This window comes from Metapseudomonas phytobenefica, from assembly GCF_043392685.1.
GTDB lineage: Bacteria > Pseudomonadota > Gammaproteobacteria > Pseudomonadales > Pseudomonadaceae > Metapseudomonas.
In genome coordinates this window covers 1-20,532 of record NZ_JBHZGM010000019.1, presented here as the reverse complement: position 1 = coordinate 20,532, position 20,532 = coordinate 1, and the positions used below count along the sequence as shown (strand labels likewise).

Genomic DNA, 20,532 nt, shown 5'->3' with positions numbered 1-20,532 from the left:
CGGGGCTTTTTTGCGACTGGAGGAAGGGAGTCGGGGGCTGTGTGGGGGAGAATTCATTCGCGAATGAATTCTCCCCCTCAAGCCTTCAGTCGAAGCGGTAAATATCCATCCCCAGCGCCCCCAGGGTGAAGCCGCTGTGCACCAGGCCGAAACGCTTGCCGGCGCCGCGGGCGAAGTACAGCGGCAGCAAATGTTCATCCCGTGGGTGGCTGCGTGCGGCATGGGGAGCCAGGTTGCGATAGTCGTGCAGGGCGGCTTCGTCGTCGGCTTGCAGGCGTTCCACCATCCAGTCGCGGAATTCCCTGGCCCAGGGGGTGACCACCTCGGGGCCGGCGCGCCAGTCCAGCTCACCCAGATTGTGGGTGATGCTGCCCGAGCCGATCAGCAGGATGTCGCGCTCACGCAGGCTGGCCAGGGCCTGGCCGATACGGGTCTGGAACGCGGGGCCGAGGCGGCTGGGCAGCGACAGCTGGGCCACCGGGATATCGGCCTCGGGGTACATCAGCGTCAGCGGCACCCAGGTGCCATGGTCGAATGGGCGCTCCGGGTCGACCCCGGCGGGAAAGCCGGCTTCGTTCAGCAGGCCGGCGATTTCCTCGGCCAGCTGCGGGGCGCCGGGAGCCGGGTATTGCACGGCGTAGAGCGGCGGCGGGAAGCCGTAGAAGTCGTGCCAGGTTTCCGGATGCGGGCTGCCGCTGAGCTGCAGCTGATGGCTTTCCCAGTGGGCGGATACCACCAGGATGGTCTTGGGACGCGGCAGCGAGTCAGCCAGGGCCCTGAGCGCCGGACCGCTTGCGCCGGGCTCCAGGGCGAGCATGGGAGAGCCGTGGGAGATGAACAGGCTGGGTAGCATTTCGGAATTCCTCCGCTAGGATTCCGGCATCATCCGGGCTGTATATATCGATTTCCAGCATAAATATTTGAGCGGTTTGATCGAATTCATGGAGGCGTGATGGACGAGCAATTCTGGCGGTCGCGGTGGGCGGAGAATCAGATCGGATTCCACCAGAGCGAGGTGAATCCCTATCTGCAACGCTACTGGCCACAACTGGCGCTGCCCCATGGTTGCCAGGTACTGGTGCCGCTCTGTGGCAAGACCCTGGACATGGCCTGGCTGGCAGGGCAGGGGCACCGGGTCCTGGGCGTGGAGCTGGCCGAGCGCGCGGTGCAGGACTTCTTCGCCGAGCAGGGGCTGACGCCTCGGGTGACGCAGCAGGGTGTGCTGCGCCGCTACAGTGCGGGTGCCATCGAGATTCTCCAGGGTGATTTCTTCGCCGTGACTGCGGCGGATGTCGCCCAGTGCCAGGCGCTCTATGACCGCGCTGCGCTGATCGCCCTGCCACCGCCCATGCGCGATGACTATGTCGCGCACTTGCAGCGCATTCTGCCGGCCCGTTGCGTTGGTTTGATGGTCACCCTGGACTACGAACAGGCACGCATGGACGGCCCGCCGTTCTCGGTGCCGGAAACCGAAGTGTGCAGGCATCTGCAAGCCGGCTGGGAAGTAGAGATGCTGGAGCGTAACGACGTGCTGGGGAATAACTGGAAGTTCGCCTCCCGCGGGCTGGACGCCCTGCATGAGCCGGTGTTCCGCCTGCGCAGGAAGTAGCTGGGCTGCGATTCGCTGCGAATCACCAGACCTTTCGCGCATGCAAAAAAAGGGCGGCCAATTGGCCGCCCAGTCAGTGTGAGTCGTATCAGCCGCGGCGGCGCAGGGCCTCGATGCGGTCTTCCAGCGGCGGGTGGCTCATCAGCAGGCCGGCGAGGCCGTGCTTGAGGCCGCCGTTGATGCCGAAGGCGGTCAGGCTGTCGGGCATCTGCACCGGTACGCCTTGCTCGGCACGCAGGCGTTGCAGGGCGCCGATCATGGCGTTGGTGCCGGCCAGGCTGGCGCCGGCTTCGTCGGCGCGGTATTCGCGGCGGCGCGAGAACCACATGACGATGATGCTGGCGAGGATGCCCAGGACCAGCTCGGCGAAGATGGTCGCGACGAAGTAACCGATGCCGGGGCCTTCCTCGTTCTTCAGGATCACCTTGTCGACGAAGTTGCCGAAGATGCGCGCGAAGAACATCACGAAGGTGTTCACCACGCCCTGGATCAACGCCAGGGTGACCATGTCGCCGTTGGCCACGTGGCCGATCTCGTGGGCCAGCACGGCTTTCACTTCATCGGGGGAGAAGCGCTCCAGCAGGCCCTGGCTCACGGCCACCAGTGCATCGTTGCGGTTCCAGCCGGTGGCGAAGGCGTTGGCCTCGTAGGCGGGGAAGATGCCGACTTCCGGCATCTTGATGCCGGCTTCGCGGGACAGTTGCTCGACGGTCTGCAGCAGCCACTGCTCGTGGCGGGTGCGGGGCTGGGTGATGATCTCGGTACCGGTGCTCATCTTCGCCATCCACTTGGAGATGAACAGCGAAACCAGGGAGCCGGCGAAGCCGAACACGGCACAGAAAACCAGCAGGCTGCCGTAGTTCTGGCCGGTGAAACGGTCTACGCCCAGCAGTTTCAGGGTGATGCTGGCAATCACCAGGACTGCAAGGTTCGTGGCCAGGAACAACAGAATGCGCATCATGATTGGAACGGTCTCCTCACGGCGGAAAGCGGTTTCGTATGCGGGGTATATAAGGGGCGCCCCTGGCGTATTCAACCAGGGACTATTTCAAACTATGTCGCCCACGGCGTCCGTACTGCTATCGAAGATTAGCCGAGTCAGGCGCACGAGGCGTTCGCTGTCGGCGCTGCGCAGGGCTTCTCGCAGTTGCTGCGCCAGGCTGGCGCGGACCCGCAGGATGCTGGGGGGCAGGGCTTCGGGGTTGGCCAGTGTGCCGGGCAGCGTGCGCGACATCCGCAGGAAGCCCTTCTCGGTGAGGATTGCCTGGTCCAGCGCTTCGAAATGGATGGTGCTGTCGAAGCGCAGGTAGCCCTCGTCGGCAAGCCAGAGCAGGGCGCCCAGGCAGCTTTCGTGGCGCTTGCTGGGCAGGCCGAACTCATCCGGTTCGGACGGGCCGATCAGGTCTTCCACGTAGAGCGCAATGCGCCGCGGGAAGGCCTGATAGAGCTGCAGCAGGCCGGCGGCGCAGTCCTTGTAGAAGTCGTCGATCTGCAGGTCCATTGGCCGTTACTGGCGATACGACTTGAGGAAGTTGCCGATGCGGCCGATGGCCTGCTCGAGGTCGTCGACGCGGGGCAGGGTGACCACGCGGAAGTGGTCCGGCCACGGCCAGTTGAAGGCGGTGCCCTGGACGATCAGCAGCTTCTCGGAAAGCAGCAGGTCGAGGACGAACTTCTCGTCGTTGTGGATCGGGCAGACTTTCGGGTCGATCTTCGGGAAGGCGTACAGCGCGCCCATGGGCTTGACGCAGCTCACGCCCGGAATGTCGTTGAGCAGCTCGTAGGTGCGGTTGCGCTGTTCGAGCAGGCGGCCGGGCGGCAGGACCAGGTCATTGATGCTCTGGTAGCCCCCCAGGGCAGTCTGGATCGCATGCTGGGCCGGGACGTTGGCGCACAGGCGCATGTTGGCCAGCATGTCGATGCCTTCGATGTAGCTCTGGGCGTGCTGCCTGGGCCCGGAGATGATCAGCCAGCCGGAGCGGAAACCCGCCACGCGGTAGGATTTGGACAGGCCGTTGAAGGTCAGGCAGAGCAGGTCCGGAGCCAGGGATGCGGTGCTGACGTGGACGGCGCCGTCGTAGAGGATCTTGTCGTAGATCTCGTCGGAGAACACCACCAGGTTGTGCTGGCGGGCCAGTTCGAGCATGCCCAGCAGCAGCTCCCTGGAGTACACCGCACCGGTCGGGTTGTTCGGGTTGATGATCACCAGGGCCTTGGTGTTCGGGGTGATCTTGGCCTTGATGTCGTCCAGGTCGGGGAACCAGTCGGCCTGCTCGTCGCACAGGTAGTGCACCGGCTTGCCGCCAGCCAGGCTCACGGCGGCGGTCCACAGCGGGTAGTCCGGGGCCGGGATGAGCACTTCGTCGCCGTTGTTGAGCAGAGCCTGCATGGACATCACGATCAGCTCGGAGACGCCGTTACCGAGGTAGATGTCCTCGATGCCCACGCCTTCGATCTGCTTTTGCTGGCAGTACTGCATGACCGCCTTGCGCGCGCTGAACAGGCCCTTGGAATCACTGTAGCCCTGGGCGGTGGGCAGGTTGCGGATCACATCCTGGAGGATTTCCTCCGGGGCTTCGAAACCGAACGGCGCCGGATTGCCGATGTTCAGCTTGAGGATGCGATGGCCTTCCTCTTCCAGACGTTTGGCGTGCCTGAGCACCGGTCCGCGGATGTCGTAGCAGACATTGGCGAGCTTGTTCGATTTGCTGACCTGCATGATACGTGGGTGTCCCGAGTGGAAAGAGTCGCGCGAGGCGACGGGGAGCGATGCGCCTTGGCAGCCTGTAACGCCACTGCCAGACTGGCGTCTGATGAGTCGCGCATGATACGTGCGGCCCGGTGGTCCGAAAAGGTCGGGACCGGGCTTTTTTACTAATGTCGAGGTCTGTCATGGACAAGCTTGAGAAACCCCTGGAGAGCTGGCGCGAGGAGCTTTCCGACGCCCAGTTCCACGTTTGCCGCCTGGGTGGCACTGAGCGCGCCTTCACCGGCGAGTACTACGCCACCAAGACGCCGGGCACCTACCACTGCGCCTGTTGCGGCGAGGCGTTGTTCGATTCCGATGCCAAGTACGATTCCGGCAGCGGCTGGCCGAGCTATTTCCAGCCGGTGAGCAAGGAGGTCATCGCCGAGCGCGAGGATTTCAGCCACGGCATGCACCGGATCGAGGTGCGCTGCGCCCGCTGCGACGCCCATCTGGGCCATGTCTTCCCGGACGGCCCGCGTCCCACCGGTCTGCGTTACTGCATCAACTCGGTGTCGCTCAAGCTCCAGCCGCGTTGAGCGCACAGCTTTCGCTCGGGCCCGCCAGCAGGCGGGCTTTTTTATGAAAAATTAAATTGCGCGCAATTTAATTGAGGGCTATTTTCCCGGGCCTGACCTCCCCGAACAGGTTCCGACCATGAGCGACAAGATTCTCGATATCCCCGTGACCACCATCAAAGGCGAGCAGAAGACTCTTGCGGACTTCGGCGGCAAGGCCCTGCTGGTGGTCAACACTGCCAGCAAATGCGGCTTCACCCCGCAGTACAAGGGCCTGGAACAGCTCTGGCAGCGATACAAGGAGCGGGGCCTGGTGGTGCTGGGCTTCCCCTGTAACCAGTTCGGCAAGCAGGAGCCGGGTGACGAAGGCGCCATCAGCGAGTTCTGTGAGCTGAACTTCGGCGTCAGCTTCCCGCTGTTCAAGAAGATCGACGTCAACGGCGCGCAGGCCCATCCGCTCTACGTGCAACTGAAGAAGCGCGCACCGGGCCTGCTGGGCAGCCAGCGCATCAAATGGAACTTCACCAAGTTCCTGATCAGCCAGGACGGCCAGCGCATCAAGCGCTTCGCGCCGACCACCAAACCGGAAGAGATCACCGCCGAGATCGAAGCCCTGCTGAAATGAATACGCCATCGATCGAGCCGGAGCTGCTGCTGGACAACCAGCTCTGTTTCAAGCTCTACGCCGCCTCCCGCGCGGTGATTCGCGGCTATCGGCCGCTGCTGGAGCCCCTTGGCCTGACCTATCCGCAGTACCTGGTCATGCTGGTGCTCTGGGAGTGGCACGCGCGGGCGCCGGAGCAGCCTACGGTGAAAGCCCTGGGCGAGCGCCTGCTGCTGGACTCGGGCACCCTCACGCCGTTGTTGAAGCGCCTGGAGCAGCTCGGCCTGGTGCGCCGCAAGCGCGCGGCCCATGACGAGCGCGAAGTGCACCTGGCGCTGACGGAAGAGGGCGCCACCATGCGTGACAGAGTGATGCCGCTGCGCAGCGAGCTGATCTGCGCCAGCGGGCTGGATCTAAATGAAATGGCGGAACTGCGCGCACGCCTCGGCGAGTTGCTGGGTCAGCTCATCGGGTTGCCTGGGTAGCCGGCAGCCAGGTATCGAGCAGGGTCTCCAGCTCTTCGCGGCGGAAGGGCTTGGCCAGGTAGTCGTCCATGCCGGCGGCGCGGCAGCGTTCGCGTTCGTCCGGCAGGGCATTGGCGGTCAGCGCGATGATCGGCAGGTCCGGCCAGCGCCCGCTCTGGCGAATGCGCCGGGTCGCTTCGTAGCCGTCCATCACTGGCATGTTGCAGTCCATCAGCACCAGGTCGACCGCCGTTTGCTCCAGGCGGCTCAGGGCTTCGGCACCGTGGGTCGCCAGCAGTACGTCGCAGCCCAGTTTGGCCAGCATGCCCTTGGCCACCAGTTGGTTCACCGCGTTGTCTTCCACCAGCAGCACCCGTGCATGGCGTTGCTGCGGTTCGACCGCTTCTGCCGGTGCGGCCGCCGGCGGTTCTTCCGGGAGTTGCAACAGCACCCGCTGCAGGGCCTGGTGCAGCGCCGCCCGGGACAGCGGGCGGGCCAGCTGGTGCAGGGGCGTCAGGGTCGCCACCCGTGGCGGCGGCAGGAAGCTGCCGTAACCGGTGACCAGCAGGATCGGCATGTGGGCCGTGCGTCGCAGGTTTTCCAGGTAGTCCGGGTTGTCGCTGATCAGCAGGTCGGCCTGCACGCCGCTGAGGTCGGTGCCCGCGTCGCGGCGTTCGAATTCCAGCCCCCACAGCGGCAGCCAGGTCCCCAGCATCTCGGCCAGGCCGCTGGTGGCGCCGCACAGGGCGATGACCTTGCCCTGCATCGCCGCGCGCACTTGCGCCGGGCTGTGCTCCACCAGCGGCAATTCCGCGCTGAACAGGCTGCCCAGGCCTTCCTGGGATTTCACCTCCAGCTGGCCCTGCATGGCTTCGCACAGGTGGCGCGTCAGCGCCAGGCCAAGCCCGGTTCCGCCGAATTGCCGGGTGATGCCGGCGCTGCCCTGGGAGAAGGGCTGGAACAGTTTGGGCAGGGCTTCGGCGGAGATGCCGATGCCGGTGTCGCGGACCGTGATCAGTACGCCGCCCGGGCTGGGTGCCGCGCGCAGGTCGACGCGGCCGGAACGGGTGAACTTGAGGGCGTTGGACAGCAGGTTGCTGACCACCTGGCGCACCCGTGTCGGGTCGCCCACCAGCAGTGATGGCAGTTTCGGGTCGATCAGGCAGGTCAGCTCGACGCCGGGCGCCGTGTTCTGCGACAGCAGGTTGGCGGTGTCTTCCAGCAGCGTGCCCAGGTCGAAGGGAATCTGCTCCAGTTCCAGCTGGCCGGCTTCGAACTTGGACAGGTCGAGGATGTCGTTGAGCAGTTCCACCAGCACGCTGCCGGAATCATGGGCGATCTGCAGCTGGCGCCGCTGTTCGCTGCTCAGCGGGCCGTCCAGCGCCAGGTCGAGCATCCCCAGCAGGCCGTTGAGCGGCGTGCGGATCTCGTGGCTCATGTTGGCGAGGAAGGCGGCGCGGGCCTTGGCCATCTCCAGTGCGGTGCTGCGTGCCACCTCCAGCTCCTGGTTGTAGCGGCTGAGGCGGCTGTTGGCGGCCTTCAGCTCGGCGGTGCGCGCCGAAACGATGTTCTCCAGCTCGGCCAGGTACTGGTTGAGGCGCTCGTCCGCCTCGCGGCGTTGGTGCATTTCGGTGGCCAGGCTGGCCAGCTGGCGGTTCATCACTTCCACCAGCACGCCGATCTCGTCCTGTTCGTGGCCAGGCGGGCAGGGCAGCCTGGCATCCGGCGCGGCGCGCGGGTCGCGCTCGCTGATTCCGCGGATCAGCCCCACCAGGGGCTTGGTCAGCATGCTGTAGAACAGCACCAGGAGGATCAGCGACAGCAGCAGGCTGCGCACGAAGCCGCTGAGCAGGGTGATCATCGCGCGACGCAGGAAGTGGCTGCCGAAGGCGAAGGTGTCCACTTCCAGGCGCAGCACGCCCAGGGCTTCGTTGGGAGAGTGGATGATGTAGAGCGGATCTTCGAATGCGCGCTGCTCGCCGAACAGGTAGTCGCTGAAGATGCGGAAGTCGCTTTCGCTACGCGGGCGGCTGACGCTGGCCAGCACCGCGCCGTTGTTGTCGATGATCTCCGCGCGGATCACCGCCGGTGAACGCAGGAGGCCCAGGACCAGCTCCTGGGCCAGTTCGGCGTCGATGTTGTAGGCGATGCGCGCTGCCGGGCTGTGGGAGATTTCCAGGAGTGCCTGGATCTCGCGGTCGATCGACGCATTTTCGTTGAGATAGTCGCTGGCGACCTGGATGGCGCTGAGGACGGTGCCGAGGAGGAACGCCACCAGCACCGTGAGGCTGGCCTGCTTGAACGACAGCCGTTGTGTCAGCGGAATATCCATGGGGCTTGGGATTTGGCCTTGTTCCGAGGGCCTGCCAAGCATAGCCTATCCCGTTTGCCGGCAGCGCCTGATGGCTGCGGCTGAAGAAGGAGTTGAACGTGGATTCCCGCCTGTATGAATTTCTCGAGCGCGCCGATGCGGTGCTGGCCCGTCTCGAACCCCTGTTGCCGGTACCCCGGCCGGTGATCGACTGGCAGAAAAGCCTGGCCGCCCGCTGGCATCGCGATGGCCGCAGCGGATACCTGCAACCGCTGGAGGTCAGCCTGGACCTGTCCCTGGCCGACCTTATCGGTGTCGACAAGCAGCGCGAGCAACTGGCCGGCAACACCCGCCAGTTCGTCGATGGGCTGCCGGCCAACCATGCGCTGCTCTGGGGCGCCCGGGGTACCGGCAAATCGTCCCTGGTTCGCGCGTTGCTGGCCGAGCATGCCGGTGCCGGCCTGCGCCTGATCGAGATCGAGCGCGACCATCTGGCCGACCTGCCGCGGGTGGTGGAGCAACTGGCCGGTCTGCCACAGCGCTTCGTGCTGTTCTGCGACGACCTGTCCTTCGAGGCGGGCGAGGGCGACTACCGCGTGCTCAAGAGCGTGCTGGATGGCTCCCTGGAGCGTGCCCCGGACAATGTGCTGCTCTACGCCACCTCCAACCGCCGCCACCTGGTGCCGGAAAAGCAGAGCGACAACGAGCACTGGCAGATGGTCGATGGCGAGCTGCATCCCAACGAGGCGGTGGAAGACAAGATTGCGTTGTCCGACCGCTTCGGCCTCTGGCTGTCCTTCTATCCCTTCACCCAGGACCACTTCCTCGCCGTTGTCCGTCACTGGATCGGCGTGCTGGCCGAACCCGCGGGCCTGAACTGGGAGTGGACCGAGGAACTGGAAAAACTGGCGATTCGCTGGGCCCTGGGGCGTGGCAATCGCAACGGCCGCTGTGCCTATCAATTCGCCCGCCACTGGGTCGGGCTGGCTTTGCTGGAGTCTTCCAAATGATCGATCTGCAACAGGCCGGGGCGGGCCTCTCCGGCTACGCGCTGCTGGCGGCCCAGCTGGAATCCCTGCTGGCCGATGAGCGCGACTTCATCGCCAACAGCTCGCAGTTTTCCGCCTTTATCTTCAACGAACTGGCGGACTTGAACTGGGCCGGCTTCTACCTCAATCGCAACGAGGAGCTGGTGCTCGGCCCGTTCCAGGGCAAGGTCGCCTGCGTGCGCATCCCCTTCAGCAAGGGCGTCTGCGGCGCTGCGGCGCGCACCCGGGAAACCCAGCGGGTGGAAGATGTGCACGCATTCCCCGGCCACATCGCGTGCGACAGCGCGTCCAACAGTGAGCTGGTGGTGCCGCTGGTGAAGGACAGCCGCCTGATCGGCGTGCTCGACCTGGACAGCCCCAGGCTGGCGCGCTTCAGCGCAGAGGACCAGGCCGGCATCGAGCAACTGGTAGCGATCTTCCTGCGCCTGACCGACTGCTGATCGACTGATCGAGCGGAAATGAAAAAGCCCGGACTTGTCCGTAATGCTGTTCGAGCGGGCTTTTTCATGGGCTGGCGCTGGCGGCAGGTTCAGGTGCGACCGGCCAGCTTGGCGAGGATCTTGTGTTCGCCCGGCAGAACCGCCTGCACCGATTCACGGGCGGTCATGCGCGCGTAGTGGGCCGCCAGGTGCGGCCAGCGCCTGGCATCGAGGCGTTCGCCGCCGTGCTCCATATTGATCAACTGGGTGGCGAAGGCGAGGTCGGCGAGGGTCAGGCACTCGCCCACGAAGTAGTCGGCACTACCCAGGGTCTTCTCCAGGTAGTCGAAGTGGGGCGGCAGCTTGTCCACCAGGGCCGCCTGGACGATGGCTTCGTCGCAGGGCTGGCCCATGGACGGCTTCAGGGTGCGGTTGCGGAACACGCCGAAGGTGGCCAGCGGGGCCAGTTCGTAGTCGCAATACTTCTCCAGCCAGCGGACCCGCGCACGCTCCTCGGCGCCATGGCCATAGAGCGGGGCGAGTTGTGGGTATTTCTCTTCCAGGTACTGGCAGATCACGCTGGAGTCGGCGAGGGTCACGTCGCCGTCGCGCAGGGCGGGAATGCGGCCCAGGGGGCTCAGCTCGCGGAACCAGCTCGGCTGGCTGAAGGGCGAGACGATTTCCAGCTGGTAATCCAGCCCCTTTTCCAGCAGGTAGAGGCGCACCTTGCGCACAAAGGGGGACAGCGGGGCGCCGTAGAGGGTCAGGCTCATCGGGAGGTCCTCGTCTGAGCGGATCAGTCGTAGATGTTCTTCTTCTTCCAGGTGTCGTCGTCTTCCAGTGACTTCAGACCCTCGGTGAGCGCGTTCGGTTCGTCCGCGCTCGGCTGGGCCTTTTCCAGCACCAGGGCATTGGCGCGGTCGAGCTGGGCTTTCAGTTGTTGCAGCTGATTCTGGTAATGGGCGGGTTCGGGCTGCTTCTGCAGGTACTGGACGCCGCGCTCGAAGGCCAGGCGAGCCTGGCGCGGCTGGTTCTCCTGCATGGCCTGCAGGCCGAGGTTGGTGAAGAACTCCACATGCAGTTGGACCAGCATGCCGCGGATTTCCTTCACCCAGCTCTTGGCCTCGTCGGCCGGCAACAGGCCGTCCTGGGCGGCGCGGGTGATCTGGCCGTGGAGGCTTTCCAGCTGGAAGCGGATTTCCTTGGCCTTGGCTTCGCTGGCGATCTTCTGCGGCGGATTGTTCACCGCAATGGATTCGCCCTGGCCGACCAGCGGGCGGAGTTGTCCGAGGCGGGTCTTGAGGGCGTTGTCATTCTTGTCCACCTGCAGCAGGCGTTCGCCGAGCTGTACTTGTAGGCGGGTGAGCAGGAGCTTGAGAGCGGGGGAAACCATCTGGCCGGGGAGGGTTTCGGAGAGGTCGGTGCAGCGGCGGAGGCGGTCACCGAGATCGGCCTTGAGTCGGGCCTTCTCCAGTTTGCTGTTCTCCACCATCTGGTTCACGTAGCCGATGACAATGAGGATGACGATACCGACGACGATCAACAGGGTGATCACGAGTGGCGACATCAGCAGGGCTCCGGGGTTCTTGTAAGATTCGGCTGAGTTTAGAGCCTCGACTTCCACGCTCATAGAGGCGGTTCAATTTTTGAGCAGAAGTGTTTGATTTTAAAAAGTTTTTGATAGGGGGTTGACGGGTGTTCGAGGCGTCCCTAGAATGCGCGCCACTTCGACGCGATGCCCAAACAGCGCTGAGAAGCCGGAAGAAAGCATGAAAGCTGTTGTAAGTTCCGGGCCGCGTCCCCTTCGTCTAGTGGCCTAGGACACCGCCCTTTCACGGCGGTAACAGGGGTTCGAGTCCCCTAGGGGACGCCAATTTGTAAATGTTGTACGCGGGAATAGCTCAGTTGGTAGAGCACGACCTTGCCAAGGTCGGGGTCGCGAGTTCGAGTCTCGTTTCCCGCTCCAGATTCAAAAGCACGGCCAAGGCCTTGCTTGTCCGGTCCCGATGAGGGGCTGGGCGCACCTAGAGTGCGGGCTGTAAAGGTTGTATGCGGGAATAGCTCAGTTGGTAGAGCACGACCTTGCCAAGGTCGGGGTCGCGAGTTCGAGTCTCGTTTCCCGCTCCAATTTTAGTCCCCTTCGTCTAGTGGCCTAGGACACCGCCCTTTCACGGCGGTAACAGGGGTTCGAGTCCCCTAGGGGACGCCACTTTGTAAATGCTGTACGCGGGAATAGCTCAGTTGGTAGAGCACGACCTTGCCAAGGTCGGGGTCGCGAGTTCGAGTCTCGTTTCCCGCTCCAAATTATGATCTACAGATGTCCACTGATGTCTGTAAGTCGTTGAAAAAAGGGCCGAAAGGCCCTTTTTTCGTTCCAGCGAATTCTCCTGAAATCTACTCCCTGCCAGGGCTTTCAAGTCCGATATGGTTGCCGGATTGTTGCTGGAGGAGCGAGGCCGGCGAGACAAGCATCTGGTCCTGACTCCTGTGCAGGAACTCGATCATGGCACTCACAGACGTTGCAGTCCGGCAGGCCCGGACCATTGGCAAAGACTATACCCTTCCTTACTTCGATGGCCTGTCGTTGGCGGAGTCCGCCAGCGGCGGTAAGTCCTGGCACTTCAGGTACTACTGGGCGGCCAAGCAGAAGCGGATGTCCTTGGGCACCTATCCGGAGGTCAGTCTCCGCGAGGCGCGTGCGCAGCGCGATGAGGCTCGCGCCCAGTTGGCGAAGGGCGTCAACCCCAAAATTGACCGCAAGCAAAAGCTCTGGGCTGTCCGTTTGGCGACAGAGAACAGCTTCAAGGCGGTGTATCTGCAGTGGCTGGCTCACCGCAGGTTGGAGCTCAAAGAGGGGCGGCAGAGCACGCTCGCGCAGATCCAGCGCGTCTTCGACAGGGATGTTTTGCCGGCCTTGGGCGCGATGTCAGGCCGCGAAGCTGGTGATGTCCTTGGCTTCTATGCCATTCGCTTCGCAGAAGGCCAGGTAGCGCTCGACGCCGGACTTCCAGTTCTCGATGGCGCAGAGGTTGTCGTTCTCGTCGAAGTACAGCAGGTCGCCCTGGGTGATGTTCAGGGTGATGATCTCATCGCCGTGATCGGTCAGGGCGATGGGGGTGTGGCTGGTGCCAGCCGTTTCGAAGACCACGCCGCCTTCCCTGGAGATCCAGTCATGCTCGATGTATTTCCAGGCGCCCTTGATGGTGTAGACGATCACCGTGCCGGAGTGATGATGCTTCGGCATCGAGGCACCTGCCGGCACCTTGAGCAGGGTGATGGTTTCGCCGCGCACTGGGTCGCATTTGATGTACTTGAGCAGTACGTCATTGCTGTAGGGGCTGAAGGGAATCCAGGGCAGATCCTCATCGTTGATCGCTGCGGTATCGATATTTTCGTAGTGCATGGCTCGCTCCTTGTCGTGCGTTGATCTTGTTCAGGTCGCTGGAACGATTCTGGGTAGGCGCGACGAGGTCAGCCCCACTCCCGTCGGGGGGGCATCAAGCGATGCAGTCAGTTTGTGCAAGGGTTCCCCGGGGCGCCGGGAAAGTGCACCAATCGCTAAAGCTTCGAGTCGGCCCCGGCTGCCGGGATCGAGCCGGAAACGCCCGCTGTATGGGTCGACGCATCAGGTCCGTGGCAATGCTTCATATGCTGGATGCAAGCCTCATTGCCTTGCCGTATTGCATCCATTGAGTCGAGCACTGTGTCGATATTCGCCATGGAGGCGGATCGCAGGAGCAAGCTGAGTTGATGGTTGGAGTGCCGGATGTGCGCTTCGATCGCCTTCTGATGGTCCGCGTCAGTATCTGAAGCGCCTTGCGCCGCCGATAGGTCCGGGTGAAGCAGCAGAGAGAGTGGCAATAGCCAGAGAACTTTGGTGATGTGCATGGCTGACCCTCTTCGGGTTGGCCCCTGTTGAGTCATGAATTATAGGGCGAGATCGCTGTTCCCATTTTGTCGTTCGGGTGGCAGATGCGGCCGCCTGGCCCACGAAGCGCAACATCGTTCGCAAGGGCCAGCCCCGTGCGTCGCCTTCAATGAGCCTCAAGGATCTGGCTAGCGCACCGGCTTATCGGCCGACTGCGCGCGGGCAGCCAGCACGCGACCATAGGCCAGCCCGACAATCCCGGCGGTCACCGAACCGACCAGTACGCCCAGTTTGGCGGCGCTCAACAGGTCCTGTTGGGGGAAGGCGAGATTGGCGATGAAGATCGACATGGTGAAGCCGATCCCCCCCAGGCAGCCGATCAGGGCCATCCAGGGCCAGGTTGCGCCCGGTGGCAGGCTGCACCAGCCCAGGCGCACCACCAGCCAGCTGCTGCAGAGGATGCCCACCGGCTTGCCCAGGAACAGGGCCATCGCCACCCCGGACATCACCGCCAGGGACGCGCCACCGCCGAGGTCCACGCCGTCGAGATTCACGCCGGCATTGGCCAGCGCAAACAGCGGCATCACCAGAAAGGCGACCCAGGGGTGAAGCGTCAGTTGCACACGTGCCACGGGCGGCAACAGCTCGCGTTGCGCCCATCGAAGCCGTTTGATGGGGGCCATCAGGGCGTTGGCATCGCCATTGGTGGCCCGTTCGCGCTCGGCAAAATCCCGGATCGCCTGCGTGGCCAGTTGCAACGGTGCTTCTATGACCTTCACCGGGCGGACCGGTGTCATCAGACCGAGTACCACGCCGGCCAGGGCCGGGTGCGCACCGGTCTTCAGCAGGCCGAACCAGAGCAGCGCTCCGGGGAGCAGGTACGCATAGGCCGAGCCTGCCCCGATCCATTGCAGGCCGAGCACCAGCAGGATGCCCAGTCCGGCGATCAGGAAACCCATCGCATCCAGGCCGCCGGAATAGAACAGCGCAATGATCAGCACCGCAACGATGTCGTCGATGATCGCCAGGGCCAGCAGGAACACCCGCACCGAGGACGGCACCGAGCGTCCGAGCAAGGCCAGCACGCCAACCGCGAAGGCGATGTCCGTGGCCGTCGGTATTGCCCAGCCCTGGCGCAGTCCATCGGTGTTGTTGAACGTGAGATACAACAATGCCGGGGCCATGACGCCACCGAACGCGGCGACTATCGGCAAGGCAGCCTGCTTGAGATTGGCCAGTGCGCCTTCATGGCTCTCCCGGCGGATTTCCATGCCGACCACCAGGAAGAACACCGTCATCAGGATGTCGTTGATCCAGAAGTGCAGCGAGTAAGAGATAACCAGATCGCCGATCCCGAAGGACAGCGGCAAATGCCAGAAATGCGTGTAGCTGCTGGCGTAGGGGGAGTTGGCCCAGATCAGCGCGGCGGCAGCCGCAATCAGCAGGACGATGCCGCTGACGGCTTCGATGTGAAGGAATCGTTCGAGGGCGGAAATTGCCTTGTCGGCGATACGCTGCGCAACCGGCACCCCCTTGGGAGAAGGGATTTGGTTCATGGTCGCTCATACTCAGCAGCTTGTGTGGCGGCCCGACCAACAGTTGAAACCTGTCCGGCTGCGATTACAGCTTAGACACCCGGCAGGCACCTTACCCCCTTCGCAATCGAGTTTTCCCACGTCCGGGCAGTCTGGCAAGGCGGTGGAGGCGGCATACGTCGGCTCAAGTGCGGCGGAGAACCGATGGGCGGCTTGGCAGCCAGGCCGGCCCTGGACTGCCCACCGCTCATCGAGAATTTCATCTCACGTACGCCGCCGAGAATGCCCGGCTGTGCTTATGGTCGAACTCCAGGATGTATTGGCTGCTTCCGCTCGTCGAGGATGTATGGCGCACCACCCAACCCAAGTGATCGGCCACGCGCTTGACAATGGACAGGCTCAAGCCGGGCTCGTTGCAGGTGTTGTCATGAGCACATGCCGGCCGATCGGCGGGACGCCTGTCGAGGGCATCCGGCTTCCCGGATCTGGTGTCTTCGATTGCAATTCCGTTGGCGTCCAGATGGACGGTTATCAGGCCCCGTTCAGCGTGCACGCAGGCATTTTGTATGAGGTGGTTCAGCGCAATGGCAACCAGTTCCGGAATGGCGGGGACCTGCACGTCTTCGGTGGAGATCAACTCGATTGCCAGCGGTTTCCCTTCCAGCAACTCTTGCCAACGCTCCAGCTCCTGTTCAATCAGCGGACGCAGGGCGACCCGGAAAGGTTGGGTATTCTCGGGCACCCGTGCCAGTTCCAGCAGGGCACTCATTTGCCGAGAGATATCCGCTGCGTTGTGCCGGATGCGCCCGGTTATCGTCAGCAGCCTGGGATGATTCTTCAACCGCCGTTCCAGCACTTCTGCGGCGGCCAGCATTATCGTCAGTGGCGTACGCAGCTCATGACTGACGTCGGCGGTGAACCAGCGTTCACGCTGGAGCGCGCGGTTGAGCTGGTTGGTGCGATCCTCGATCGCGCGGGCCAATACGCCGATCTCGTCGGCTGCATCGAGGCCGGGAAGCGTTTCCTCTCGCTGCTCGTCCTGAACGGCAGAGGCCAACTGGGTCAGCGGCAGAATCACCCGACTTGCGCTGGCCCGCCCGATCAGCAGAGCCAATGCAAGACCGCCCAGGAACGCCAGGCTCAAGGCAATGTAGGTACGGTCTTTTATCGCCTCGTAGTCGGTCTCGTCATCCACCACGGCGTAGCGTTGGCCGTCCGTCTCACTGATCAAGGTGTGCAGCGCCCGACCGTTCACACGCATTGCGTAGATCCCCGGAGTCAGTTGCTGCAACGGCTCCGGTATCTCCTGGTCGACGAAGAAATCCAGGTTGCTTCCTCGCAGCTGCTCCGCGCTGTTCGAGCCTGAGATCCACAATTCGGCTATGTGAGCGATACGCTTGTCGATCAGCTGGTATTCGATCTCCGCCATGACGAAAAAGGCCGAGGCGGCGAACACTCCGCCGATGATCGCCGCCAACAGGATGTAGGCAGCGACCATGCGGCTGCGTATCGATTGTTGTTTGTTCATCGGCAGCCACCACGCAACAGACACTTTCTGGTGTGTTACCTAGCTTAGGCCGGAGCCGGGGGCGTGCCGCGTAGTGAGCACGCCCGCGCGACGCAGTGCTGCTCGGGCAGGATCAACGGTTGGCAAGTAGATGCGGCCCGCAGGCGATTGCGACATCAAGCCGGAGGCTGGTGCTCAGCGAGCCGCCCGGGTGCCGGACGAGGCCATTTCGCAGGCCCACAGGTCCACGGCCGGCTGGGCGGCAGTGGGTGGGCCCAGCCAGTACGCCAGGGTATTGCAGCCATTGGCGCTACAGATCTCGTAGTCACCGGCTTCGGGCGTGCGCCCGGCATGCAGCGGCTGCAGGGGCGGCATCTGGCGGCGGTAGTGCCAGGCGCCGTCGCGCGCCACCGCGTCGGCCGGTATCTCCATCCCCGCACCGTTGCCGCGTATCCGCGCCTCGCCGAGCACCAGGCCGGCGGGTGTCACCCGATAGTCCTCCTCCCAACGGATCTTCTCGACGCTGTGATTCCACGCCAGGGTGAACTGCTGCAGCGGCAGACTGGCCCAGACCACGCCGGCCAGCCCCAGGCACAGGCCGGTCATGCCGGTTGCCCAGAGGTCGCGCGATGCCGCCAGAGGTGCCAGGCGATCACCGCCGCACCCAGGGTGAAGCCGGCCTGATCGCTGATAGGCACGGCGAGGATCAGCAGCAGCCCGGCGGCGAACGCCAGGCCGCGTTCCCACCAGGGCATGCTGCCTCTGAAGTGGCCGACCGAGGCCATGCCCCAGAGCCCTACCGCGAGCATCGCCTTGACCAGCATGTACAGCGTGTCTGCCCAGCTGTCGCCCTGCATCATCAGCGCCGGGTCGTACACCGCCATGAACGGCACGACAAAGCCGGCCAGGGCGATGCGCACCGCCCAGAAGCTGATCTTCAGCCCTTTCTCCTGGGCGATGGGGGCTGCGGCGAAGCAGGCCAGGGCCACCGGTGGGGTGAGGTCGGCGAGGATGCCGAAGTAGAACACGAACATGTGTGAAACGATCAGCGGTACGCCCAGCTCCAGCAGGGCCGGGGCGGCGATGGAACTGGTGATGATGTAGTTGGGGATGGTGGGAATGCCCATGCCCAATACCAGGCAGGTGAGCATGGTCAGCAGCAGAGAAAGGAACAGGTTGTCCCGGCCAAGGTCGAGGATGTAGCCGGCGAAGGTGGTGGCCACGCCAGTCAGCGTGATGATGCCGATGATCACTCCGACCAGCGTGCAGGCGATGCCTACCGGTACCGCATGCCTCGCGCCCTCGGCCAGGGCCATGACGCAGGCGCGCAGGGTCTCGCGGCCGCCGTGAACGAAAAAGCAGGCCAGGGCGAGGGCGGCGATGACCAGCAGGATGATCCCGATACCCAGGCGGAAAAACCCCGAACAGAGCACGCCGAGCGCCACCCAGAAGGCGACACGAAGCCAGGTACTGCTGGCGCGCAGGATGATCGCCGAGCCGAGGATGACGATGGCGGTCAGGGCCAGCCCGACCATGCCGGAATACAGTGGCGTGCGTCCGGAGAACAGCAGGACGATCAGCACCACCAGAGGAATCAGCAGAAACCAGCGCTGGCGCAGCGCGTCCATGGCGCTGGGGCACTGCTCCCGTGGCAGGCCGTGCAGACGGCTGCGCTGCGCCTCCAGGTGCACCATCCAGTACACCGAGCCGAAATACAGCAGTGCAGGGATCAGTGCGGCCTTGGCCACCTCGGCGTAAGGCACGTTGATGGTTTCGGCCATGATGAAGGCCACCGCCCCCATCACCGGCGGCATGATCTGGCTTCCCATGCTGGAGGTGGCCTCGACGCCACCGGCGAAGGCCGGCGCGTAGCCGAAGCGTTTCATCAGGGGGATGGTGAACTGCCCCGTGGTGACCACATTGGCCACCCCGGAGCCGGTAATGGTGCCCATCAGTGCCGAAGAGAAAACCGATACCTTGGCCGGGCCGCCACTGCGGTGACCGAACAGGCCCATGGCGAAATCGGTGAACAGGCGAATCATCCCGGCCTGCTCGAGGAAGGCGCCGAACAGGATGAACAGGTAGATGTAGGTGGCGGACACGTAGGTGGGCGTACCGTACAGGCCTTCGGTGCCGAACGACAGCTGGTTGACGATCTGGTCGACGCCGTAGCCGCGGTGCGCCAGATCACCTGGCAGGTATTCCCCGAGCAGGCCGTAGGCCAGGAACAGCGAGCAGATGATCGGCAGGGCGATACCCATGACACGGCGTGCGGCCTCGAATACCAGCACGATCAGCAGTACGCCGACCACCATGTCGCCCTGGGTAAGCTCGCCGGAGCGCTGGATCAGTTCGCCCTCGAAGATCCACTGGTAGGCCGCTGTGGCCATGCCGGCCAGACCGAGCAGCCAGGCCAGCGGCTGCCAGGGGCGTCGATAGCCTCGGGCGGGGTAGCACAGGTAGACCACCAGCAGCAGGAAGCCCACATGCACTGCGCGCAGGATCTGGGTGGAAATCAGCGGGAAGGCTGCAGTGGCGACCTGGAACACCGAGAATGCCAGGGCGACTGCGAACAGACTGGCAGGCCAGCGCGCGGTCTCGACGCCCAGCCCATGGGAAGTTTCATTCATGCGGGGGTCTCCTGCGGTGGCCTGCCCGGGTGCGGGCAGGCCCATGGCTCAGGGAAGCAGACCTTTTTCCTTGTAGAAGCGCTCGGCGCCTGGGTGCAGGGGAATCGGCAGGTTGCTTGCCGCGTTTTCCAGCTTGATGTCCTTGACGGCGGCGTGGGCGGTGACCAGCCGTGGCAGGTTATCGAACAGCAGCTGGGTCATCTGATAGGCCAGATCGTCACTGACGCCCTCGTGAGTCACCAGCAGGTTGGTGATGGACGCGGTAGGGACGTCGGCGTCCTGGCCGTCATAGGTGTTGGCCGGGATGGTCGCACTCTGGTAGGCGTTGTTGCCGATCTTCGCGACTACATCGGCGGGAATCGGCACGAAAAGCACCGGCAGGGTGGCGGACAGGTCGCGGATCGATGCCTGGCCCAGCCCCGACGACTGCAAGGTGGCGTCAAGCTGGCGATTCTTGATCAGCTCCACCGATTCGGCGAATGGCAGATATTCCACTTTCCCCATGTCCTCGTAGGTCAGGCCGGCCGCGTTGAAAATAGCGCGGGCATTGAGCTCGGTGCCGGATTTCGGTGCCCCCACCGAGATGCGTTTGCCCTTGAGGTCGGCCAGTGAACGAATGCCCGATTCCTTGCTGGCGACGATCTGGATGTAATTCGGGTAGGTGGCGGCGATGGCCCGCAGTTTTTTCAGCGGCGCCTTGAAGCCGGCCTCGGCGTCCCCGTTCCAGGCATCGGCCACCGAGTCGCCAAGGGCCAGGGCCAGCTCGCCTCGCCCGGATTGCAGCAGATTTAGATTCTCCACCGAGGCCTTGGTGGCCTGTACCGAGGTTTTGCTGCCTTCGATGCCGTGGCTATAGATCTGCGACAGGCCAACGCCTACCGGGTAGTACACCCCGCTGGTGCCGCCGGTGAGGATGTTGATGAAAGTAGCGGCCTGAGCGGTGGCACAGAAGGCGACGAGGGCAGCGCCTGCCAGTGCCAGGCGAGTGCGTTGAAGCATGGCTTGGTCTCCTGATCTTGTTGTTTTGCCTGAAAGACTAAACCTAGACGGCCAAATCGCGAGCCGCCCGATTATTTAGACGAAAGTCTGCAAGGATCGCCTGTGGGGGCGAATTCATTCGCGATTGAAATCACTCCCACAGGCACAAAAAAGGTTCATCGCGCTTTCCCGGGGAAGGCGGCCTTGATTTTCAGGAAAAAGTAGGCCGAGTCCCGAAAGCCATAGGCCATGCGTTTGATCACCTTGATGCGGTTGTTCACCCCCTCCAGGACA

The 20,532-nt window shown here is 63.8% G+C and carries 21 protein-coding genes, 5 tRNA genes and 1 pseudogene; 12 read left to right on the top strand and 15 right to left on the bottom strand.

Annotation, left to right across the window (positions count from 1 at the left end; genetic code table 11):
• Positions 1–85: 85 nt before the first annotated feature.
• Positions 86–853 carry a DODA-type extradiol aromatic ring-opening family dioxygenase gene (locus ACFW0B_RS15830; protein ID WP_449149706.1) on the bottom strand — a complete coding sequence of 256 codons (768 nt, stop codon included), beginning with the start codon at positions 851–853 and terminating at the stop codon, positions 86–88.
• 99 nt (positions 854–952) lie between these two features.
• On the opposite strand from ACFW0B_RS15830, the gene ACFW0B_RS15825 reads away from it, so the two are divergent.
• Entirely contained in the window at positions 953–1,609 is a 657-nt protein-coding gene (locus ACFW0B_RS15825) for a thiopurine S-methyltransferase (RefSeq protein ID WP_449149704.1), read from the top strand.
• Positions 1,610–1,697: 88 nt separating this feature from the next.
• Here ACFW0B_RS15825 and htpX read toward each other — a convergent pair whose 3' ends face one another.
• The 3 genes from htpX to ACFW0B_RS15810 all read right to left on the bottom strand — a co-directional run bounded on the left by htpX (position 1,698) and on the right by ACFW0B_RS15810 (position 4,328).
• Positions 1,698–2,570, bottom strand: coding sequence for a protease HtpX (htpX, locus tag ACFW0B_RS15820; RefSeq protein ID WP_449149702.1), 873 nt, complete (start codon positions 2,568–2,570; stop codon positions 1,698–1,700).
• 87 nt (positions 2,571–2,657) lie between these two features.
• A complete protein-coding gene (locus ACFW0B_RS15815; protein ID WP_449149700.1) occupies positions 2,658–3,110 on the bottom strand; it encodes a hypothetical protein in 453 nt (150 codons plus the stop codon).
• 6 nt (positions 3,111–3,116) lie between these two features.
• On the bottom strand, positions 3,117–4,328 hold the full coding sequence (locus ACFW0B_RS15810; RefSeq protein ID WP_449149698.1) for a pyridoxal phosphate-dependent aminotransferase: 1,212 nt from the start codon (positions 4,326–4,328) through the stop codon (positions 3,117–3,119).
• Between the two features lie 173 nt (positions 4,329–4,501).
• Here ACFW0B_RS15810 and msrB point away from each other — a divergent pair, with 173 nt between their 5' ends.
• From msrB to ACFW0B_RS15795, 3 genes are all read left to right on the top strand, one after another.
• On the top strand, positions 4,502–4,894 hold the full coding sequence (msrB, locus tag ACFW0B_RS15805; RefSeq protein WP_449149696.1) for a peptide-methionine (R)-S-oxide reductase MsrB: 393 nt from the start codon (positions 4,502–4,504) through the stop codon (positions 4,892–4,894).
• Positions 4,895–5,012: 118 nt separating this feature from the next.
• A complete protein-coding gene (locus ACFW0B_RS15800) occupies positions 5,013–5,498 on the top strand; it encodes a glutathione peroxidase (protein ID WP_449149694.1) in 486 nt (161 codons plus the stop codon).
• Positions 5,495–5,962 (top strand): MarR family winged helix-turn-helix transcriptional regulator, encoded by a 468-nt coding sequence (locus ACFW0B_RS15795; RefSeq protein ID WP_449149692.1) that lies wholly within the window; start codon positions 5,495–5,497, stop codon positions 5,960–5,962. The genes ACFW0B_RS15800 and ACFW0B_RS15795 overlap by 4 nt, the downstream gene beginning before the upstream one ends.
• Here the strand turns inward: ACFW0B_RS15795 and ACFW0B_RS15790 are convergent.
• Positions 5,943–8,315, bottom strand: a complete 2,373-nt coding sequence (locus ACFW0B_RS15790; protein ID WP_449149690.1) for a response regulator — start codon at positions 8,313–8,315, stop codon at positions 5,943–5,945. The two genes, ACFW0B_RS15795 and ACFW0B_RS15790, sit on opposite strands and share 20 nt — an antisense overlap.
• Positions 8,316–8,371: 56 nt before the next feature.
• On the opposite strand from ACFW0B_RS15790, the gene ACFW0B_RS15785 reads away from it, so the two are divergent.
• Complete coding sequence (locus ACFW0B_RS15785) at positions 8,372–9,262, top strand: ATP-binding protein (RefSeq protein WP_449149689.1); 891 nt, start codon at positions 8,372–8,374, stop codon at positions 9,260–9,262.
• Entirely contained in the window at positions 9,259–9,741 is a 483-nt protein-coding gene (locus ACFW0B_RS15780) for a GAF domain-containing protein (protein ID WP_449149687.1), read from the top strand. The genes ACFW0B_RS15785 and ACFW0B_RS15780 overlap by 4 nt, the downstream gene beginning before the upstream one ends.
• An 89-nt stretch (positions 9,742–9,830) precedes the next feature.
• Here the strand turns inward: ACFW0B_RS15780 and ACFW0B_RS15775 are convergent, their stop codons facing one another.
• Positions 9,831–10,493, bottom strand: a complete 663-nt coding sequence (locus tag ACFW0B_RS15775) for a glutathione S-transferase family protein (RefSeq protein WP_449149685.1) — start codon at positions 10,491–10,493, stop codon at positions 9,831–9,833.
• 23 nt (positions 10,494–10,516) lie between these two features.
• On the bottom strand, positions 10,517–11,287 hold the full coding sequence (locus tag ACFW0B_RS15770; RefSeq protein WP_449149683.1) for a hypothetical protein: 771 nt from the start codon (positions 11,285–11,287) through the stop codon (positions 10,517–10,519).
• Between the two features lie 230 nt (positions 11,288–11,517).
• Between ACFW0B_RS15770 and ACFW0B_RS15765 the strand changes: the two genes are divergently transcribed.
• From ACFW0B_RS15765 to ACFW0B_RS15740, 6 genes and pseudogenes are all read left to right on the top strand, one after another.
• Positions 11,518–11,593 (top strand) — tRNA-Glu (locus ACFW0B_RS15765).
• 17 nt (positions 11,594–11,610) lie between these two features.
• Positions 11,611–11,686, top strand: a tRNA-Gly gene (locus ACFW0B_RS15760).
• An 85-nt stretch (positions 11,687–11,771) separates the two neighbouring features.
• Positions 11,772–11,847: transfer RNA gene (locus ACFW0B_RS15755), tRNA-Gly, on the top strand.
• A gap of 6 nt (positions 11,848–11,853) precedes the next feature.
• Positions 11,854–11,929, top strand: a tRNA-Glu gene (locus tag ACFW0B_RS15750).
• Between the two features lie 17 nt (positions 11,930–11,946).
• Positions 11,947–12,022, top strand: a tRNA-Gly gene (locus ACFW0B_RS15745).
• Positions 12,023–12,223: 201 nt separating this feature from the next.
• Positions 12,224–12,649, top strand: a pseudogene (locus tag ACFW0B_RS15740) (tyrosine-type recombinase/integrase); the annotation flags it as partial.
• Here the strand turns inward: ACFW0B_RS15740 and ACFW0B_RS15735 are convergent.
• From ACFW0B_RS15735 to ACFW0B_RS15700, 8 genes are all read right to left on the bottom strand, one after another.
• Positions 12,647–13,123: a 2,4'-dihydroxyacetophenone dioxygenase family protein gene (locus ACFW0B_RS15735; protein ID WP_449149681.1), complete on the bottom strand. Its 477-nt coding sequence runs from the start codon at positions 13,121–13,123 to the stop codon at positions 12,647–12,649. The pseudogene ACFW0B_RS15740 and the gene ACFW0B_RS15735 sit on opposite strands and share 3 nt — an antisense overlap.
• A 155-nt stretch (positions 13,124–13,278) precedes the next feature.
• Positions 13,279–13,608 carry a hypothetical protein gene (locus ACFW0B_RS15730; protein WP_449149679.1) on the bottom strand — a complete coding sequence of 110 codons (330 nt, stop codon included), beginning with the start codon at positions 13,606–13,608 and terminating at the stop codon, positions 13,279–13,281.
• A 168-nt stretch (positions 13,609–13,776) separates the two neighbouring features.
• Positions 13,777–15,144, bottom strand: coding sequence for a Na+/H+ antiporter NhaA (gene nhaA / locus ACFW0B_RS15725; protein ID WP_449149677.1), 1,368 nt, complete (start codon positions 15,142–15,144; stop codon positions 13,777–13,779).
• Between the two features lie 238 nt (positions 15,145–15,382).
• Positions 15,383–16,651, bottom strand: coding sequence for a sensor histidine kinase (locus ACFW0B_RS15720; protein WP_449149675.1), 1,269 nt, complete (start codon positions 16,649–16,651; stop codon positions 15,383–15,385).
• 174 nt (positions 16,652–16,825) lie between these two features.
• Positions 16,826–17,236 (bottom strand): DUF1850 domain-containing protein, encoded by a 411-nt coding sequence (locus ACFW0B_RS15715; RefSeq protein WP_449149673.1) that lies wholly within the window; start codon positions 17,234–17,236, stop codon positions 16,826–16,828.
• Positions 17,233–19,260 (bottom strand): TRAP transporter permease, encoded by a 2,028-nt coding sequence (locus ACFW0B_RS15710; RefSeq protein WP_449149671.1) that lies wholly within the window; start codon positions 19,258–19,260, stop codon positions 17,233–17,235. The genes ACFW0B_RS15715 and ACFW0B_RS15710 overlap by 4 nt, the downstream gene beginning before the upstream one ends.
• Positions 19,261–19,308: 48 nt before the next feature.
• Positions 19,309–20,259 (bottom strand): TAXI family TRAP transporter solute-binding subunit, encoded by a 951-nt coding sequence (locus tag ACFW0B_RS15705; RefSeq protein ID WP_449149669.1) that lies wholly within the window; start codon positions 20,257–20,259, stop codon positions 19,309–19,311.
• A 155-nt stretch (positions 20,260–20,414) separates the two neighbouring features.
• A partial coding sequence (locus ACFW0B_RS15700) for a transposase (RefSeq protein WP_211168518.1) occupies positions 20,415–20,532 on the bottom strand: 118 nt, incomplete at its 5' end.

Coding starts and splice junctions, on each gene's coding strand:
- ACFW0B_RS15830 (WP_449149706.1), bottom strand. CDS start 853: ATGCTACCCAGCCTGTTCATCTCCCACGGCTCTCCCATGCTCGCCCTG.
- ACFW0B_RS15825 (WP_449149704.1), top strand. CDS start 953: ATGGACGAGCAATTCTGGCGGTCGCGGTGGGCGGAGAATCAGATCGGA.
- htpX (WP_449149702.1), bottom strand. CDS start 2,570: ATGATGCGCATTCTGTTGTTCCTGGCCACGAACCTTGCAGTCCTGGTG.
- ACFW0B_RS15815 (WP_449149700.1), bottom strand. CDS start 3,110: ATGGACCTGCAGATCGACGACTTCTACAAGGACTGCGCCGCCGGCCTG.
- ACFW0B_RS15810 (WP_449149698.1), bottom strand. CDS start 4,328: ATGCAGGTCAGCAAATCGAACAAGCTCGCCAATGTCTGCTACGACATC.
- msrB (WP_449149696.1), top strand. CDS start 4,502: ATGGACAAGCTTGAGAAACCCCTGGAGAGCTGGCGCGAGGAGCTTTCC.
- ACFW0B_RS15800 (WP_449149694.1), top strand. CDS start 5,013: ATGAGCGACAAGATTCTCGATATCCCCGTGACCACCATCAAAGGCGAG.
- ACFW0B_RS15795 (WP_449149692.1), top strand. CDS start 5,495: ATGAATACGCCATCGATCGAGCCGGAGCTGCTGCTGGACAACCAGCTC.
- ACFW0B_RS15790 (WP_449149690.1), bottom strand. CDS start 8,315: ATGCTTGGCAGGCCCTCGGAACAAGGCCAAATCCCAAGCCCCATGGAT.
- ACFW0B_RS15780 (WP_449149687.1), top strand. CDS start 9,259: ATGATCGATCTGCAACAGGCCGGGGCGGGCCTCTCCGGCTACGCGCTG.
- ACFW0B_RS15775 (WP_449149685.1), bottom strand. CDS start 10,493: ATGAGCCTGACCCTCTACGGCGCCCCGCTGTCCCCCTTTGTGCGCAAG.
- ACFW0B_RS15770 (WP_449149683.1), bottom strand. CDS start 11,287: ATGTCGCCACTCGTGATCACCCTGTTGATCGTCGTCGGTATCGTCATC.
- ACFW0B_RS15735 (WP_449149681.1), bottom strand. CDS start 13,123: ATGCACTACGAAAATATCGATACCGCAGCGATCAACGATGAGGATCTG.
- ACFW0B_RS15730 (WP_449149679.1), bottom strand. CDS start 13,608: ATGCACATCACCAAAGTTCTCTGGCTATTGCCACTCTCTCTGCTGCTT.
- nhaA (WP_449149677.1), bottom strand. CDS start 15,144: ATGAACCAAATCCCTTCTCCCAAGGGGGTGCCGGTTGCGCAGCGTATC.
- ACFW0B_RS15720 (WP_449149675.1), bottom strand. CDS start 16,651: ATGAACAAACAACAATCGATACGCAGCCGCATGGTCGCTGCCTACATC.
- ACFW0B_RS15715 (WP_449149673.1), bottom strand. CDS start 17,236: ATGACCGGCCTGTGCCTGGGGCTGGCCGGCGTGGTCTGGGCCAGTCTG.
- ACFW0B_RS15710 (WP_449149671.1), bottom strand. CDS start 19,260: ATGAATGAAACTTCCCATGGGCTGGGCGTCGAGACCGCGCGCTGGCCT.
- ACFW0B_RS15705 (WP_449149669.1), bottom strand. CDS start 20,259: ATGCTTCAACGCACTCGCCTGGCACTGGCAGGCGCTGCCCTCGTCGCC.